Genomic DNA, 17,710 nt, shown 5'->3' with positions numbered 1-17,710 from the left:
TTGGAAGTGACTACGTCACTTCCAACCAACACCCAATCGCTACGCGATTGCCCACCACACCGGGCATGTTCGGCTCGTGACCGCATTGCTCGTCGAGAACTGCGCCGGTAGCAGCGGGGTTTGCATTCGGTGCCGCATCCGCCCGAGGTCGGCGGGCCGGCACGTGGAGCAGACCAATACCCCGCAACACCAAAGGACTTGGAATCGTCGCCGCCAACCATCATTGGAAACAGGCGACTTCACGACCGGGAGGCCACTTCCAATATAGGTGGGTATTGCGTCACGGGACAAGGTGGTGCATCAAAACTCTACCTGGGTACGATTCGGGAGTAGGGGCAGGTCCCGCCAAGACGCCCGACAGGTCCGCTCCGCGGCCCACCGCCACATCCGGCGAGCGAACCGCCGCCGGCTCGCGGGCACCGAACCGTCCCACAGCTACCACAAGCGCGCTCCGACAACCCACCAGGACCCCTCGACAAGCGCCCTGGACGCCCTCCTGCTGCCCTCGCACCCCGATCCGCCACTACCCCGCCACCGAGGCCCGGACAACGCCACACAGCACCATCGACAAATCCGACCCGAAAGTCGTGAGGAAAACCGGAGAGGAAAACTCGACAGGAAGGACCTCACCCACTGACGCCCCCCCGGGGGCGAGGGTGCCACCCCGGGCGGATCACCGGATCCGAACACCACCCGATCAAAACCACGACCCACCCCGACGGGAAACCGCAGGACGACATGAGGTTTCCCCCGGATCATGGACACGGGGTTTCATGCGGCCAGTGACACCATATCCGTCTTGACTGTTTGTTCCTCGAAGGCGGCTGACGTAGCCCAGGGTGCTGTGTCGTCTGCGGTGGTTGTAGAACGCGATCCAGCGAAACACGTCCAGCCGGGCCTGCTGCTCAATCAACCACCGTTTGTCGTAGAGGACTTCGCGTTTGCACGTCGCGAAGAAGCTCTCCGCGGCGGCGTTGTCGTAGCTCGATCCGCCCTTCCCCGTCGACCGGCGGATCCCGTGCCGCCCGCAGGCCTTCGCGAAGTCCGCAGACGTGTATTGCTTGGGTTCAACCAGTCGTCGCAACACCGGCTCTGACCGGCGACTTTAGCTGATCATCGAGGGCTTCGGCGGGCGTCCGCCAATCGAGGGTCTTGCGAGGCCTGTCGTTGAGGGTGGCGGCGACCGCGTTGATCTCGTCGGCGGTCCATCGGGACAGATCCGTTCCTTTCGGGAAGTACTGTCGTAGCAGCCCGTTCGTGTTCTCGTTGGTGCCGCGCTGCCAGGGGCTGTGCGGGTCGGCGAAGAACACCTTCATCCCCGTGGCCGCACTCAGTTGCACATGCTGGGCCAGTTCCTTGCCGCGGTCCCAGGTCAGCGAGCGACGCATGTGCTCCGGCACAGCCGCGAACGCGGAGGCGATGGCGTTGCGGACGGCTTCGGCACCGTGTCCCGCCAGGGCCGGGCCGTTCTTGACGCGTTGCTCGACGCCATAGCCCTCAAGTCGAGGCAGATGCAGAAGTACGGTGAGCCGCGTGGTGCGTTCCACGAGGGTGCCGATCGCGGACTGGTTGGTCCCGATGATCAGGTCACCCTCCCAGTGGCCGGCAACAGCTCGGTCGTCGGCCTCGGCCGGCCTCAGGCCGATCACGGTCTCGGGGGTGACGTGGCCGACGGCACGCTGCCGGGAGCGTGCCCGGGGAGCCCGCAGCGCCCGCCCGGTCCGCAGGCAGGCGACCAACTCGCGATCGAGCGCTCCGCGTCCTCGGATGTAGAGCGCCTGATATATCGCCTCGTGGGAGATCCGCATGGAGCCGTCGTCCCGAAAGTCGACCGGGAGCCGGTTGGCAATCTGCTCGGGGCTCCAGGCCGTCGCCCACCGCCGGTCCTCGCGGCGCGGCTTGTTGCGTCCCCTCCACTCCGGGGTCCGCGGACCGAACACGGGTGACCCGTCCGGGAGTTGGACCTCACCCGACAACCGGGCCTGAACGTAGCCGCGCAGGCGCTCGTCGGCCACGAGCTTCGGGGTCTTGGGGCGCCGAGCCGCCAACTCGGCCTTCCACTGGGCGATCGAGGCCCGGTAGTCCAGCCGGGCACCGCGGGTGGCCGCGTTGCGCCGCAACTCCCTCGAGATCGTCGAGGGCGACCGGCCCAGTTGACGCGCGATCTCCCGGACCCCGGCGTCCTGAGCCCGCAGCAGCGCGATCTCCTCGCGTTCAACGAAGGACAGGTACCGGCCCGAGTCAGGGCCCAGCCGCAGCGTGGGCATGCCGCCGCCCTCGCGGAACCACCGCGAGCCGACCACGCCCGAGACACCGCACGCGATCCCCGCCTCCTCGCTGGACATCCCCTCCGCGATCCGCACCCAGAACTCCCGCTCCACCCCGCGCCGGATCGGGGGCCTCCCCGGCGAACGCATCGCCGGACGCCCCGTCAACGTCGTAATCCAACCTGCTGGCCGCCCCATACAACACCACCTCGATCAAGGTGTTGCGACGACCGATTGAATACGCCTTGCGAGCCTCGGTCCGAGTGGAAGACCACCCCGGCCACGCTCCCGCCCCGGGTTCGCACCGCCGCCTCGATCGCGTCGACGACCAACGAGGCTCGCATGTGGTCGGCGATCGACCAGCCGATCAGCCGCCGCGAGTGCAGGTCGATCACCGTCGCGAGGTAGACCCACCCGTCGCCGACCGGGAGATACGTGATGTCGCCCACCCACTTCACGTCCCGGGCGGACGCGGTGAAGTCCCGCTCCACCAGGTCCGGCGCCGGCACGGCGGCACGGTCACCCACGGTCGTGCGCACGCGTTGCCGCAGGTGGCGGCCCACGATGCCCGCCCCACGCATCAACCGGGCGGTGCGCTTGTGATTCACCCCGTGCCCGTCCGCCCGCAGTTCCACGGTGATCCGGGGAACCCCGTAGGTTTCGTGCGACGCGGCGTGCACGACCCGGATGCGTTCGGTGAGTTCGGCGTCCGCCGCCGCGCGGGCCCGCCGGGCCGGCGCGGCCGCCGCGTGGGCGTAGAAGGAGGACCTGGACAGGCCCAGGACCCGACACAGCCGCTTCACGCCGAACTCGGCGCGATGGGGGGAGACGAAGTCCCAGCGGAGGGTCCTCACTTCATCTCCCGTGCGAAATACGCGGCTGCCCGGCGCAGGATCTCGCGTTCCCGGTGCCACTCGCGTTCGGCCTTGCGCAGGCGGGCGAGTTCCTCGCGTTCGACGGTGCTCAGCCGGTCGTCGCGCTCGCCCGCGTCCGCCTCGGCCCGGCGCACCCAGGCCCGCAACGTCTCCGCGTTGACCCCCAACTCCGTCGCCACCGAGCTGAATGTTCGACTTCCACCCGAAAGGCGATACAACGCGACCGCGTCGCGCTTGAACTCATCCGTGAACTGCGACGGACGTCCCACGTGGACTTCCCTTCCTGGACCCAACGATCCAAGTGTCAGGGTGTCCACGACCAAGAGGAAACCTCAAGGGCATCTATCACCCCATAGCCCGTACTCTCCTGGCCGCGGTGCCCACTCCACGCCAAGCGGCCAAGCTCACCCGGACGCAGTTGCGGGCCCTGCTGAAGAAGGCCAGCCGCAAGAACACCATCAACAGAGAGGTCGAGCGCCTGCACGGCGCGCTCCGCGCTCCGCAGATGCGCCATCTCCCCCTGGTCGAGGAGACCATGGGACGGCAGGCACTCGCACTGCTTCGGCAACTGGAGGCCGCGTGCGCAAGTGCCGAGGACCTCGCCGAAGCCGCAGTAGAGGCGTTCAAGACACATGTCGATGCCGAGATCATCGCCAGTTTTCCCGGGCTGGGGCCACTCAGCGGGGCTCGCGTTCTGGCCGAGATCGGCGACGATCGTGCCCGATTCGCCGACGCCATAGGTCTGAGGGCGTACGCGGGCTCCGCCCCCGTCACCAGAGCCTCCGGCAAGAGCGTTTCCGTCGTGGCCCGGAGGGTCAAGAACCAGAGGCTAGCCGGCGTCGGCTACATGTGGGCCTTCTCAGCGATGGCCCATTCGGACGGAGCGCGGGCCCACTACGACCGCGGACGTGAGGCAGGAGAACGTCACACGGCAGCTCAGAGAACCTCTGCAACCGCATGCTCGGCTGCCTTCACCACTGCCTGTTGCACCGCGTCCCGTTCGACGAGGCCGTGGCCTTCCCTGCCCCACGAGAACCCCATCTTTCCCTTGTCGCTTGACGTGTTCTTCGCATCGGATGTCTTCTTTGCGGCGTCCGTTCCTTGGCTGCTCAGGGGCACGTTGGTGGAGGTCTTCACGCTCTGGGTGACGATGACGGAGCCCGTGGGTTCGGGCTTGCGGCCGTCCTTCACGCGGGCCAGTGCGGTCAGGTCGTAGTTGAGTCGGGCGAAGATTCCCTCGTCGCGCCAGGCCGCGTAGTAGGCGTAGACCGTTGCGTGGGTCGGAAAGTCGTGCGGGAGGTATTTCCAGGGAATTCCGGTGCGGTTCACGTAGAGAATCGCGTTGAACACGTCGCGGAGGTCGACTCTGGCCGGCCGGTGGGTCTGCGGTCGAGCCGGGCTTTTCTCCATGCCGTCATTGTCGGCTCGATCAGGGCCCATCGGGCGTCGGACAGGTCGCTCGGGTACGGCTTCCGTTGGCTCACGGAAGAGCTCCTACACGAACAGCGGTGCCGGGGACCGTACTTGAAGTGCTCGAGTGGTCCACGTGATTGGGTCGGTGCACGTCTTCTGCAACGGGTGCGGCTTGAGGTGATTCGCGCCTGCCCGTTTCGCCACGTTCACTCCTGTCTGTTCCCGGGACGCGCCCGTCCGCCCCCATTCACGCCTTGGATGAACGGGACGCCCGGCGCTACCAACGAAACATGACCGGACATCGGCGCCATCCCAGTGATCCGTCCGACGTCCGCTGGGAAATACTCGAACCCACATTGACGGCCTGGCGAGCCGAACGCCGGGGAAACGGCCGGTGGCGCGACATCCAACCTCAGGACCGGAAGCAAACACCTTTCCAGGCGTAAAACGCTCTTTAACGAGCAACTATCGACACAGGAACACTAGCTTGACTCTGTCAGTGATCTTGGATGGTCGAGGTCAGCTGCCATGGAGCTACCAGGCTCCTGCCTCTGCTCGCCAAAGCCCCCCACGCCGGGGACGCGGAAGGCGTCCCCGACATCGACCCGACCTCCTTTACAAGCTCTTATCTCCGCCCGACTCCGCGCGCCAAACAATAATCTCCGCTTGGGGTTGAATCAGAGAAATTAGCTCTTCAACTACCTCTTCGAAATCCAGCCCAACATTCCCGCGGATAGAGATAGCGGAAATATTTCCTCCAGATCTTTGACTAACCACGTAAAGATTCCCTCTCCATTCGAACAATGCAAGTTTGACATCAGCCAATGAATCCCAACTCGTCTCAAGGGTCAAAACGAGTCGACTGGCGATCAGACCGATATCACATTCCAGGGCAAGGACTTCTTCGAACATCGAGGCAACACCCCACCAGATTCCGTGCTGTCGCACTGGATTCACATGGCGAAGTTCAGGAATCGCCGCCGACACAGCCGATCGCCACTCGGGTTCAGGGCCTGGGACGGGAGGAATTTCAGACATCGAGAGCCCTAATCTTCGAGGTTCGCATGAATTATTCTACTGATGATAAGCCTTCGAAAAAGGAACGAACTGATTCTGTGGGCCCGTGAACATCGAGTCAGGAATCTGAGTATTCCTTGTAATCATAATCGGAATTTTTGCGAAATCATCCTGCCTGGTACCGATTACTCCGGCGCTTTTCTCCACTTCCCATTCGGCTCCATATCGACCAGGCCCGGTCGGCCTGATTGGAGTCGTAAACTCAACCCCCCGAGCTCCTGCCGGAAGGGGCCCACCGTGCGCCTCTGCAGCAGGCCACATTCCGTGTTGAGGCTCTCGTCCCCAAAGCTGCCTATTTCCCTGCTGCGTCAGGGCGAGCTCATCAGTTTGCGTTCTCGAAGACGAGCGATGATACGGGCCATAGAGCTCCTTCCATCCGCCATCCAAGCCCTTGATGTTCCTTTCGGCGAGCATTGCAGCGTCATCAGCATAGGCGCCTGCGCTCACAACCGCATCCCTGCTCGCAATGCGAGCTGCGGCAGTCTTGGAAACGGTTTCGAGTGAGGCCTTCGCTGCGGCACCCGAGCCACCTGTCAGGAGAAAGCCTCCCACCGTGACACCGGCTTCCAGGCACGTCCCATTGAGTCCGGGGTCCTTCCCACACTCCACGACGGATTTTACACCCGAGTATTCATAGGCAGCTTTCACAACGAAACCAAGCCCGGAGGTCAGCCAGTTACCTCCACCGCTCTTCGGTTTATTCACCGTAGGCTTCTTGTACCCATACCTAGCGATCAACCCAGGATCCACACCCGTCCCCGAACCGCTATTTCCGCTGGACGTGGTTCCACCAGTACTGACCGGTTGCTCGGCGGGTGGGGGCGGATTCGAAGGCCTCGGGTTTGTTACACCCGCGCCACCGCTTCCCCCCTTGTAGGGGGTGTAGGGGTCGTACTCGGCAAGGCCGGTCGGGTCACTGACCGTGGTGGGATTGTTACTGCTGTAGGTATAGCCATGCATCTGTTGGGCGTCGGTCAGGTCCATGACGGAGTCGACACTGATGAAGCGGCCGAGGCTCGGGTCGTATTCGCGGGCGCCGACGTGGGTGAGGCCGGTGGCGTCCATGGGCTTGCCGAGGAAGCCCTTGTCGTCGGGCCATTGGCCGTTCGCTTGGGTGGGCTGGGTGCCGCGGGGTTCGCCGAAGGGCTTGGACTGGCGGCGGGTGGCGGTGAGGCCGGCGGCGTCGAGGATGCTGTTGGGGGTGCCGTGATGGTCGGTCGCCATGAAGGTGATCGCACCGGAGCCGTTGCGGACGACGGTGGCACCACCGGCGGTGGGGTAGTAGCGGGTGCCGACGACGGGGCCGGATCCGTTGGTGTTGGTGGTGAGTTCGTCGGTTCCGAGGTAGAGGGTGCTCTTGCCGTTCTCGCGGCGGATGATGCGGTTGCCGTCGGCGTCGTAGACGTACTCGCTGGTGCCGGTTGCGGAGGCAACGGTGGTGAGCTTGTCTTCTTCGTTCCAGGTGAGGGTCTGGGGGTTGGTGCCGGTGCCGGGTCGGGCTTTGGTATTGCCGGCCTGGTCGTAGGTCACGTTGGTGGTGACCGGGGCGGCGGTGCCGTTTTTGACGGTGACGGTGTCCAGGCGGTGGGTGCGGTCGCCGGCCTGGGCGCCGGGGCGGTAGCCGTATTCGGTCGTGGCGTTCTTGGTCGGATCGTCGGTCACGTCGTGGTCGACGAGTTTGGTGCGGTTGCCGACCACGTCGTAGTCGAAGGACTGCCAGTACGGGTCCGGGCCGCCGACGGTGTTTTTGGTCGGGGTCTGGGTGACGCAGCCGCCGACGCCGGGGACGCTGGGCGCCGGGAGGGTGGTGGTGCCGGCGGTGTCGGTCCAGGCCTCCTTGAGGCGGCGGTTGCCGTCGTAGGCGAAGCACTGGGTGTCGGTGGTGTTGTTGTCGCGGACGGTCTTGATCGAGGTGACGTCGCCGGACGGCTTGTAGGTGTATGTGGTGGCGTCCACGCTGGTGGTGGTTGCCGTCTGCTTGTCCCAGTCGGTGGACAGCAGGCGCCCGGTCGCCTGGTCGTAGGTGCTGGTGAACGCCGCCTGGCTGGGCTCGGCGCCCAGGATCGCGCGGGTGTTGCGGCCGAACGGGTCGTAGTCCGCCCAGTTCAGGTAGCCGCGGGCGCCCCCGCGTTCGGTCAGCAGGCCGCCGTCGTTGTAGCCGAACGTCAGGGCCTCGGCGGGCAAACCACCGTACGCGCCGACGTCGGTACGCACCGGTAGGCCCAGCTTCGGTTCGTACTCGGTGCTCGTCTGGTATACGCCGGCAAGCTTGCCCTCGATCGCCGGGATGGTCGTGCGGGTGCCGGTGGGGCGGTAGGTGCCGGGTTCGAAGCCCGTGATCTCGTTGGTGTACTTGGCGCCCGACTTGCCGCCGACGTAGCGGGACGAGCCGTCCGCCTGGCCCTTGGCGAAGCGGTCGTAGGTCCACTCCGCCAAGAGGTTCGCGTCGGCGACCGAGTCCTTGTAGGAGGCGGTCTTTCGGCCGAGGGCGTCGTAGGTGTAGGCGAGTTTCTGGCCACGAGCGTCGGTAGTGCCGGTGATGCGGCCGACCAGGTCGTAGCGGGTGTCGGACGGGCCCTTGTCCGGGTCCTCGACGTGGGTTTTGCGGCCCAGGAAGTCGTGGGTGTACGTCCAGGTGTTGCCGCCCGCGTCGGTGACGGTCTTCAGTTCCTCGCGCGGGGTGTACGTGTAGGTGATCTTCGAGAAGTCGGTACCGGTGGGAGATCCGCCGCGATACTCCCGCAGTTCCTTCGGCTTGCCCCGGGCATCGGAGATGGACAGCGTCGCGACGCCGCCGGTGGGCGGGGTGACCCTCGTCTCGTCGGCGCCGGCGTAGGTGGTCGTCGCGCGCCACTGCTCGATCGCCTTGGAGGAGAACACCTGCGCGGTGGTGCGGCCCATCCCGTCGTAGACGACCGAGTTCTGCCCGGAGACTTCGTTGTCGTTGCCGACGAACACTGCCGTATCCGGGCCGGAAGTCTTGTTGTAGTAGGGCTGGTTCGTCTTGACCGGCCTACCGAGACTGTCGTGGAAGGTGTCGGTGATCACTCGACCCGGACCACCGGGCGCGGGGTTCGACTGGGTCTGCCGCTCCTGGAGGAAACTGTTCAGGATCTGATACGAGGTGGTGTAGGTGTCGTTGAGGCGCAGGGTCCTGGTGGTGACGACGGAGGGCCCGGTCTTGCTGGGCGCGTACGCGAACTGCAGATCTGCGTTGTCCGTCTTGGTGTGACCCGGTTTCCACACCGCAATCAGCCGCCCGAGGGCGTCGTACTCCTGCTCGACGACCAGGCCGTTCGCGTCGATCGCCGTCACGGGCAGGTTGCGTGCTCCGGCGTAGACAGTGGAGGAGGTCCAATTGGTCGGGCCGGTGACGGCCACCGTGGTGGGCAGGGTGCCTGCGGCGGGGGTGTACGTGGTGGAGGTGGTCTTGTTCTCGGCGTCGGTGGCCTTGGTCACGCGGCCGTAGGCGTCGTACTCGGACTTGGCGGTGGTGACCCAGTTGGGGGTGCCGTCCGCCTTGTAGTCGATCACCGCGTCGGTCGAGGTGACGTCCCCGACCGCGCCGACCTCGCCGAAGGGCTTGTTGTCGTAGAGGGTGTGCGACCACGCGTAGACGGTGTCTTTGGCTGCGGGCGTCGTGCAGGCACCGACGAGCGACAGACTCTCCGTGGGTTTACCGATGATCCACGCGGTGGTGTTGTGTGCGTAGGTGGTCTTCGTGCAGTACTCGAGCAGGCCGTCGGCCTTGTCCGAGACGGTTTCCGGAAGGCCGTGGACGGCGTCGAACGTCGTGGTCTTGGACGTCTCGCGCCAGGTGTTGTCCGCGAGGAGGCTGCGAGAGCGGCTCTTCTCCATCGCGGTGCGACGCGCGGTCAGCGGCGGAAGGCCGCGGGCGCGGGTGTGGGTCGCGGTAACGGCGGAGGAGTACGGGGTGTTCAGTGACTTGGCCGCGACGGTGCCGCCGTCACCGGTGAACGTCTGTGTCTCGTAGGCGAAACCGGCGTGCTGGTTCGCGTCGACGATGGACTGGCCGGTGGAGTCGGTGAGGGTGACGGCGCGCTTGGTGCCGTCCTTCTTCACGTCGCCGTCCATGCCGCGCAGGTAGAACGCCGTGGACTGGGTGACCGCGTCGGCGGGGGCCACACCCGAGCGGGTGATCACCTGGCCGTAGCCGCGGAACTGGTTCCAGGTCCGGCGATCCTTGCTCTTGGGCCGGGACGCTTCCTTGTCCTCGGTCAGCTCCGTGTCGTCGCGGTGCCAGGCGGTACCGCCGACGTACTCGTAGCGCGTCGAGCGGTTCGGGGCCGTGGTGGCGATGTCGTGTTCGGTGACCTCGGCGACGGTGTACTTGTGGAACCAGTGCAGGACCGGCTCGGCGTCCTCGTCGTAGTTCCACCAACTCGGGTAGCACGCCTTGGTGTTGGCGTCCGGAGTGGGGAGGGTGGCCGGGGTGCACTCGGGGGCGTTGTACGTGACCGTGGTCTGGCCGCCGGTCTCGTTCGTGATCCCCGTCAGGCGGCGGCGGTTCATCGGCGGCGCCAGGTCACCACCGGCGTCGACGCGGTTGTGCATGAACTGACCCACGAAGTCCACGGAGGGAACGTCGATCTTCTTCGTGCCGTCCCAGGCGGTGCGGGTGATCGACTTCAGCCACAGCGTCGGGGAGGAGCCGTCCTGCGGGTCCGGGTAGTCCTGGTCGAAGGCGAACTCGTCGACGGTCTGATAGGCCGAGCCGACCAGGGACTGGGTGACGATCTTCGTCAGGCGGCGGGTCGAGAAGAATGTCTGGCCGTACTCCTCGCACTTGCCCGACGTGGCGCACTGCTTGTCCACGGGGACATCCGGCCACTTCGACGCGTTGGCCTTGGTCATCTTCGCCGGATCGCAGTCGAAGCCGTCCTTCTTCAGGCAACGTTCGGCGGTGTCGAAGAGGACTTGGGCGGTGGGCTGGGTGGTGTCGGACTTCTTCGAGCCGTAGGTGATCTTGGCGAGCGTGCCGCCGCGGGTGTACTCGGTCAAGGTGCCGGAGCCCACCAGGACCGCGCCGCGCGTGTATCGGTTGGTCTCCGCGTTGTACCAGTAGGTGACCATGCCGCCACGGGCGTCCACGACGTAGTCGAGGTTCCAGCGCCACGCCTGCTGACACCACGACGCGTCGAAACCGGACGATTTGTTGCACGGCTCCCCGGCGTTGTTGCCGTAGACGGGCGCGGACCAGGTCGAGTTCGTGCCCGGGTCGGAGTTGTCGCCGCCGGGCTTGTGGCCCACACCGAAGTAGTACTGGACGCCGTCGCCGGTGGTCAGGCGCCAGTACTCGCCGTTGTCGTCGCCGTTGACCGCGCCGGTGAACGGCTCGATGCGGGAGTCGTCGTCACCCTCCAGGCGCCACTTGGACTTGTCGGTGTCGTCCTGGACCAGGGTCGAGGACTTGCCGTTCAGGGACAGTGTCAGGGAGTTCTGGTTGGACCAGCACTTCTCCCCCGACTTGTCCTGGCCGTCGCGTGAGCAGGCCTGGTACGAGCGCTCGACGAAGCCGGGCGAGTACTCCCAGCCCTCGCCGATCCACGACGCCTGATTGTTTGTGGAGGTCGTACGACCGTCGACACTGCCCGAGTTGTACGACAGGTTCACCGTCGGCGCGGTACCGCCGACCGCGGGCGGAACGCCGATGCCGTACGACCAGTTCATCGAGCCGGAGTTGCCACCCGCCGACCACTCGCCGGACGGGGACAGGGAAGTCGCCTTGTAGTCGCCGGACGGTCCGGACGCCTCCGCAGTCGCCGCGAAGACCAAAGCGCCGCTCGGGGTGGGCGCGTTCGCCGACCGTGCGGTGGCCGGCGGGGCTGCGGGCAGGTCGACGTCGGCGAGGACGCGGTTCTTCACACGGTCGTTGCGCGCACCGGCTACCGGGGTCTTGACCCGGCAGGCCGCGACGTCGGGCGTCGTCAGCACGCACTCCGGCATCGCGACCAGACGCAGGCGCGAGGACCAGTCGGCGCCGAACGCGTCCTTGAACGCGCCGTAATCGACGCCGACCGTGACCTTGCCGGCCGCGGCGTCGGCGTCCGTGCGACGGACGGTGACCAGGACGCCGTCGACGCCCGCGCGTTCGGCGGCGGCGTGATCGGCGACCGTGACCTTGACCCGACTCGGGGCCTTGGGAACGGCAGTTGCGGGGGTGCCGGCGCGCAGCGGGCCGGGACCGTTCGTGTCGGGGGTGGTGATCCAGACCGGGGTTCCGGGGGCGTTGCCGCCGGAGGGGGCGGCCAGCAAGGAAGATCCGCCGCGGGCAACGAAGTCGGAGGCGGGCGCCGGGGCGGTCTCTGCCTCGGCCGCCTTCGGCCAGGTGGTAGCGGTGGGTTTCCACGAGCCGCGGCCGTCGCCATTGAGCGTTGTCGGCTTGGCGACGTCGGCCTTCTTCCCGTTCACCGACGGGGTCTTCGGCAGGTCGCGCGGCGACCAGGCACCCGGATCCGGCTCGTTCTTGATCCAACTCGCGGCCTGGGCCGGGCCCACGCTCGCGGTCAACGCCAGGACGGTCACACCCGCAACCAGGAACCGGGCCGAACGACCCCGCCCCCGACGGGAATCGCCCGTCCACCACGACCGAACACGCATCAGCACGACCCCCATCGGGACAGGACGGATCCCGCCCCCGAACAGGCGAAAGACCACAGACGGAGCGCACCGTACGAGCCCAAGTCCCTAGCCGGCAAAGGGGATTCCCGAAGCGAATGTGGGGTTCGTCACTACAACTCCCACGGCCTGTCGATAGTCCCCCGTGGGACCAGATCACCCGTTGGGATCCATAGGCGACAATCCACCGGCAGGACATCGCGGCGTAAGTACTTGTCGACACCATGACTTCCGGAAAGTGATCTGCGTCACCTGGTCGCACGCTTGGCCAACCGGTAGGTTTCGCGCACTCATGCGCGTTCGCGTCACCCCGAACACCACACCCCGGGAGTACCCCTCATGAGGCATTCGCCTCCTGTCGCACGTCCCTATCCGCGACTATCCGCGGCCGTCTGCGGGTTCGTCGCCCTGTCGCTGTCCTGTGGCATCGTCGGTACCGCCGGCGCGTCAGTCGTCACCCGCACCGACTCCGCCCCCGTCCCGAGCGGTACACCGGCCGGCTCGACGACACCGACCACCGCCGCCACGGTGAAGGCGCAGACCCCGGCCCAGGCCGAGGCCAACGCCATCGAGCAGGCCAAGCGCACCGGAGTCCCGGTCCCCGTACCGGAGTTGACCACAGAGACCGACACCGTCACCGCCCTGCCCAACGGTAACCTCGCGCTCAAGCGCACCGTCGAACCCGCCCGGACCAAGAAGACCGGCACCTGGCGCGAACTCGACCCCACCCTGACCAAGTCACCCGACGGAACCGTCCGACCGTCGAGCACGACCGGCGACCTCGTCCTGGGCGCCGGCGGCGGCAAGCTCCTGGCATCGATGACCAACAACGGCCGCAAGCTCGCCTTCACTTGGCCCACCGCATTGCCCACACCCATGCTCGCCGGCAACACCGCGCTCTACCCGGGCGTCCTGCCGGACGTAGACCTCAAGGTCGTCACCGGCGAGCAGGGCGGGTTCACCCACACCCTCATCGTCAAGACCGCCCGGGCCGCCAAGAACCCCCAACTCGCCACCCTCAAACTGGGGATGACCACCGACGGCATCACCGTCGGCGAGAACAACGACGGATCACTCACCGCCAAGTCCACAGACGGCAAGGTCGCATTCTCCGCGCCCACACCCACGATGTGGGACTCACGCACGACGCCCAAGACCTCCGCCACCGGGAAGAGCGTGCAAACCGCCCTTGTCGGTGAGGTTCCGGCAGCCGAACTGGCCTCCACCGCGGAGCGGCCCGGAGCGCTCGCGTCCCGGGCTTCCCTCGATGCCACCGTCGGCGCGGGAACACTCACGTTGGCCCCGGACGCGAGCCTGCTCGGCGCGCCGGACACCGTCTTCCCGCTCTACATCGACCCCGCCTGGGTTCCCATGCTCGACCGGGCCAGCATGTACGGCTGGGCCCAGGAGGCGTACCCCGACACCCCGGGGTACGGCCGGACCGACTTCCAGCCCGGTGCCGGATATCAGCACTACCGGGTCAAGACGGGTCTGGAGCGCACCTACTACCGCGTCGACTACAACTGGCAGGGCCGGCTCAACGGCAAAGCGATCAAACGGGTCACCTTCAACACCACCCAGGTCGACTCCGCCATCTTCAGCTGCGAGCAGCAATACGCCCAGCCCGTCGAGCTCCACCTGACCAACGACACCCTGACCACCGGCACCAACTGGGACAACAAGCCCACCGAGTTGGGCCTGTGGGGCACCGCGTCGGTACCCAGCTCCAGCACCCAGTCGAACTGCGGCAACCGCCTCGTCGACTTCGACATCACCTCGAACGTCCTCCCACACCAGAACTGGGAGTTCCTCACCCTCAGCGTCCACGGCAAGGAATCGCCGAAGACCACGAGCAACGACGGCTTCAAGCGGTTCTCCCGCACCGCCGCCGACAACTACATCTACATCGAGTACAACACCCCGCCCAACGCACCCACCAACCCGCGCATGACCCCCGTACCCGTCAACGGCGGCGCATCCGGGAACGCCGGCTACATCGGCGCCGTCAACCCCGCGGTGGGCGGTGTCAGCCTCTTCGCCACCGTCACCGATCCCGACCCGGGCCAGACCCTCGATGCCAACTTCGTCGTCACCGAGGTCGGCAACGGCGACCCCGTCGTCTACACCAGCGGATTCATCTCCAAGGGCTCCAACGGCCACGAGGCCCGCGCCGACATCCCCGCCGGAAAGCTTCTCGACGGCCGCACCTACCGCTGGACCGCGCAAACCGGCGACGGCGACCTCGCCTCCGCTCTCACCAACGGCCAAACCTTCACGATAGACGCCACACCGCCGTCGGTGCCCACTGTCGACAGCGTCGACTATCCGCAAAACGGCGGCGGCAAGAGCGCAGGCAACAAGGGCACCTTCACCCTCACCGCCACCGACAACGCCTCCGGCGTCGACACCGTCGAATACGCGCTCAACGCCACCATCCCCGTCGGCGGCGCAGCCCGTGCCACCTGGGACGACACCGACAAGACCTGGAAGATCAAGGATCTCCCCGTCGGCCTGTGGGGCACCAACCACCTCTTCGCGCAGACCGTCGACAAGGCCGGGAACCGCTCCCAGCCCACCGACTACAAGTTCTACGCACCCAGCGACCCCAAGGCCACCACCACCCTCGGCGACATCACCGGCGACCAACGCATCGACCTGCTCGCGGTCGACGACACGGGCGCGCTGCGCATGTACGCCGCCGACACCGACCCCGCCGCCGGCGGCACCACCGCCTCCACGTCCCTCCACGGTCCCGCACTGACGGCCGGCCAATCGACTTGGACCGGGACGCTCCTCACCCACCGAGGCGGCGCAGGCATCACCCGCGACAACCTCTACGCCCATGCCGACGGCCGGCTGTATCTCTACCGCAACAGCGGCGCCGACGGCGACGGCAACTACTTCGCCACCGGCGGCCGCCGCAGCACCGTCGCCCGACCCTCGGCCACCCGCTGCGTCGACCCCACCAACCTCCCGAGCAGGACCTGCACCGGCTACAAGAGCGACTGGTCGCAGGTCCTCGGCGTCCTCGCGGCCGGCAACGTCGACGCCGACCTCGACGAGGCCGGCGGCGCACGCCTGGATCTGATCACCCTCGAACAGGACGCCTCCGGTGTCCGCCGGCTGTGGCTCTTCCACGGCACCAGCAGCGCGTCCTCCTTCGACCACGCCACCCTCATCGGCAGCGGCAACGCCTGGAACAACCTCGACCTCCTCGCCCCCGGCGACACCACCGGCGACCAACTGCCGGACCTGTGGGCACGCGACCGCACCACCGGCCAGGTGTACCAATACCCGTCCAAGAAAAACGCCGACGGCACCGTCGACGTCACCGCACTCGGCAACACCGCCACACGCACCCTCATCGGCACCGGCCTCGACGCCGCCGCCTACCCCAAACTCAACTCCGACGGCGACCTCGACGGCGACGGCAAGGGCGACCTGTGGGCCCAGGCCACCGACGGACGGCTCTATGTCGCACTCGGCATCACCCCCGGGGCCGACGGAAACGCCTTCGGACCCATGCGGCTGATCGCGGACAACCAACTGCCGTGGAGCACGTGCGAGAAGTTCCCGTCCGCGCAGGACGCCAACGTCAAACTCGACCTGTGTGGCCCGATCCTGGCCAAGTACAAGGCGACCGGGGGACCCACCGGACCGTTGAGGCTGCCCACCGTCGGAACCACGATCGATCCCGACGGCGTCGGCAAGTACGCCGACTTCCAGGCCGTCGGCGGCGGCACCAATACGAACGCGTCGATCAACTGGTCGCCCACCACCGGCGCCTGGTTCGCGCAGGGCAACATCCGCAACGCGTGGTTGGCCGGCGGTGGCACCCGAGGCCCGCTGGGCTATCCCGTCAGCGACGAGAACGCCGTACAGGACGGCGCCGGGACCACCATCGGCTGGATCTCCCGCTTCGCCGGAACCATCTCCACCGGACCGGGCGCCGTCACCTGGACCGGCTATACCGGCGCAGCGCATCCCATCAACGGCGAGACCTACAACCGCTGGCAGGTCACCGGCGGCCCACGCGGGAAGCTGGGCTTCCCCGCGACCGACATCGCGAACACCCCGGCCAAGCCCGGGACCTACACCCACTTCCGCACCCCCGGCGCGGGCGCCGACAACGGCTCCATCTACACCAGCCCCAACAACGGTGCCCACGCCGTCTACGGCAACATCCGCACTCGATGGTCCGCACTCGGCTGGGAGAACGGCTGGCTCGGATTCCCCACCAGCGATGAATACGACGTCGCGGGTGGGCGCCGCAGCGACTTCCAGGGCGGCTACGTCCGCTGGAACGCCACCACCGGCGCCACCGTCGACCACCGGCCCAGCGACAGCACCCAAGCCCAACGCAACGAGTACTCGGGCGACTTCGACGGCGACCACCGGGCCGACGTGCTGACCGTGTACGGCTACGGCCAGTCCACCACCGCGTTGTTCATCTCCTTCGGCAACGCCGAGGGTGCCTTCGGGGCACCCCGTCAGGCGTGGGTCAGCCTCGCCGGCCACTTCGACGCGACCCGCGTCAAGTTCAGCGTCGGGGACTTCGACGGCGACGGACGCGACGACCTCGCCGCCCTGCACGTGTGGAACGACGGCAGCACCTCGCTGCTCAAGTTCATGGCCCAGCCCGGCGGGGTCTTCTCCGACCCGGTCTCCGGTTACGTCACGCCCGCAGGCAATTGGGACTGGAACCGCGCCACCATCATGGCCGGCGACTTCAACGGCGACGGCAAGGACGACGTCGCCATGGTCTACGCCCAGGTTGTCGATCCCGCGCTCAGCACCACGTCGCTGCACACGTGGGTCGTCCGCAGCGACGGTGCCTTCGATACTCCCGTCCCCGGCTGGCAGTCCGCACCCGGCAGTTGGAACGCCGCCTCCGCCAAATACACCTACGGCGACTACAACAGCGACGGACGCACCGACATCGCCGCCCTGTACGGCTGGTCCGACGGCAGCGTTACCCTGCACACGCTCCTCGCCGGACCCGACGGGAAACTCGCCCAACCCGTGGAATCCTGGCGCGCCGCACCCGGGGCGTGGGACTGGAACCGAGTGCAACTGGTCACAGGCGACCACAACGGCGACCACCGCGTCGAGGTCGGCGCCATGTACGACCTCGGGGGCGGCGTCACGGAATACCGCGTCTTCCCCACGACACCCGGAGGACTGTTCACCGCTCCCACCGTCGTCTGGCGCTCCGCGCCCGGCTCTTGGACCATCACCGCCGCCTGGCCCGTGACCGGCGACTACAACGGCGACGGACGCGACGACCTCACCGCCATGTACGAATGGACGGACGGGAGCACCACCCTCGACGCCCTCCTCGCCAACCCCGACGGCACTCTCACCCGAGCCTCCCAGGGATGGCGAGCTGCCCCCGGAACCTGGTGACCGAACAAAGGGGTAACGACAACCCGTAACCGT

The 17,710-nt window shown here is 67.0% G+C and carries 7 protein-coding genes and 3 pseudogenes; 3 read left to right on the top strand and 7 right to left on the bottom strand.

Annotation, left to right across the window (positions count from 1 at the left end; translation table 11 throughout):
* Positions 1 to 697: 697 nt before the first annotated feature.
* The 4 genes from ACIRL2_RS32830 to ACIRL2_RS32815 are packed head-to-tail and all read right to left on the bottom strand — an operon-like array spanning position 698 to position 3,411.
* Entirely contained in the window at positions 698 to 1,087 is a 390-nt protein-coding gene (locus ACIRL2_RS32830) for an integrase core domain-containing protein (protein ID WP_402236922.1), read from the bottom strand.
* Positions 1,068 to 2,465: an IS30 family transposase gene (locus ACIRL2_RS32825; protein ID WP_402236919.1), complete on the bottom strand. Its 1,398-nt coding sequence runs from the start codon at positions 2,463 to 2,465 to the stop codon at positions 1,068 to 1,070. Before ACIRL2_RS32825 ends, ACIRL2_RS32830 begins: the two co-directional genes overlap by 20 nt.
* Positions 2,432 to 3,121: an IS3 family transposase gene (locus tag ACIRL2_RS32820; RefSeq protein WP_402236918.1), complete on the bottom strand. Its 690-nt coding sequence runs from the start codon at positions 3,119 to 3,121 to the stop codon at positions 2,432 to 2,434. The genes ACIRL2_RS32825 and ACIRL2_RS32820 overlap by 34 nt, the downstream gene beginning before the upstream one ends.
* Entirely contained in the window at positions 3,118 to 3,411 is a 294-nt protein-coding gene (locus ACIRL2_RS32815; protein WP_402236916.1) for a transposase, read from the bottom strand. Before ACIRL2_RS32815 ends, ACIRL2_RS32820 begins: the two co-directional genes overlap by 4 nt.
* Before the next feature lie 236 nt (positions 3,412 to 3,647).
* On the opposite strand from ACIRL2_RS32815, the pseudogene ACIRL2_RS32810 reads away from it, so the two are divergent.
* Positions 3,648 to 3,980: pseudogene (locus ACIRL2_RS32810) on the top strand (transposase); the annotation flags it as partial.
* A gap of 242 nt (positions 3,981 to 4,222) precedes the next feature.
* Here the strand turns inward: ACIRL2_RS32810 and ACIRL2_RS32805 are convergent.
* A pseudogene (locus ACIRL2_RS32805) lies at positions 4,223 to 4,626 on the bottom strand (transposase); the annotation flags it as partial.
* A gap of 219 nt (positions 4,627 to 4,845) precedes the next feature.
* Here ACIRL2_RS32805 and ACIRL2_RS32800 point away from each other — a divergent pair.
* Positions 4,846 to 4,947: pseudogene (locus tag ACIRL2_RS32800) on the top strand (IS5/IS1182 family transposase); the annotation flags it as partial.
* A 223-nt stretch (positions 4,948 to 5,170) separates the two neighbouring features.
* On the opposite strand, the gene ACIRL2_RS32795 reads toward ACIRL2_RS32800, so the two are convergent.
* Positions 5,171 to 5,593 (bottom strand): hypothetical protein, encoded by a 423-nt coding sequence (locus ACIRL2_RS32795; RefSeq protein WP_402236913.1) that lies wholly within the window; start codon positions 5,591 to 5,593, stop codon positions 5,171 to 5,173.
* 36 nt (positions 5,594 to 5,629) lie between these two features.
* Positions 5,630 to 12,178 carry an RHS repeat-associated core domain-containing protein gene (locus tag ACIRL2_RS32790; RefSeq protein WP_402236910.1) on the bottom strand — a complete coding sequence of 2,183 codons (6,549 nt, stop codon included), beginning with the start codon at positions 12,176 to 12,178 and terminating at the stop codon, positions 5,630 to 5,632.
* A 432-nt stretch (positions 12,179 to 12,610) separates the two neighbouring features.
* On the opposite strand from ACIRL2_RS32790, the gene ACIRL2_RS32785 reads away from it, so the two are divergent.
* Positions 12,611 to 17,677 (top strand): FG-GAP-like repeat-containing protein, encoded by a 5,067-nt coding sequence (locus ACIRL2_RS32785; protein ID WP_402236907.1) that lies wholly within the window; start codon positions 12,611 to 12,613, stop codon positions 17,675 to 17,677.
* Positions 17,678 to 17,710: the final 33 nt, after the last annotated feature.

Origin of the sequence: Embleya sp. NPDC127516, assembly GCF_044765325.1 — a bacterium.
In the GTDB taxonomy this organism is placed as follows: Bacteria; Actinomycetota; Actinomycetes; order Streptomycetales; family Streptomycetaceae; genus Embleya.
This window is presented reverse-complemented; position numbering and strand designations above follow the sequence as displayed.

What these genes read in the sequence shown, in the direction of transcription:
- ACIRL2_RS32825 (WP_402236919.1), bottom strand. Translation starts at nt 2,465, where the DNA reads ATGGGGCGGCCAGCAGGTTGGATTACGACGTTGACGGGGCGTCCGGCG.
- ACIRL2_RS32785 (WP_402236907.1), top strand. Translation starts at nt 12,611, where the DNA reads ATGAGGCATTCGCCTCCTGTCGCACGTCCCTATCCGCGACTATCCGCG.
- ACIRL2_RS32795 (WP_402236913.1), bottom strand. Translation starts at nt 5,593, where the DNA reads ATGTCTGAAATTCCTCCCGTCCCAGGCCCTGAACCCGAGTGGCGATCG.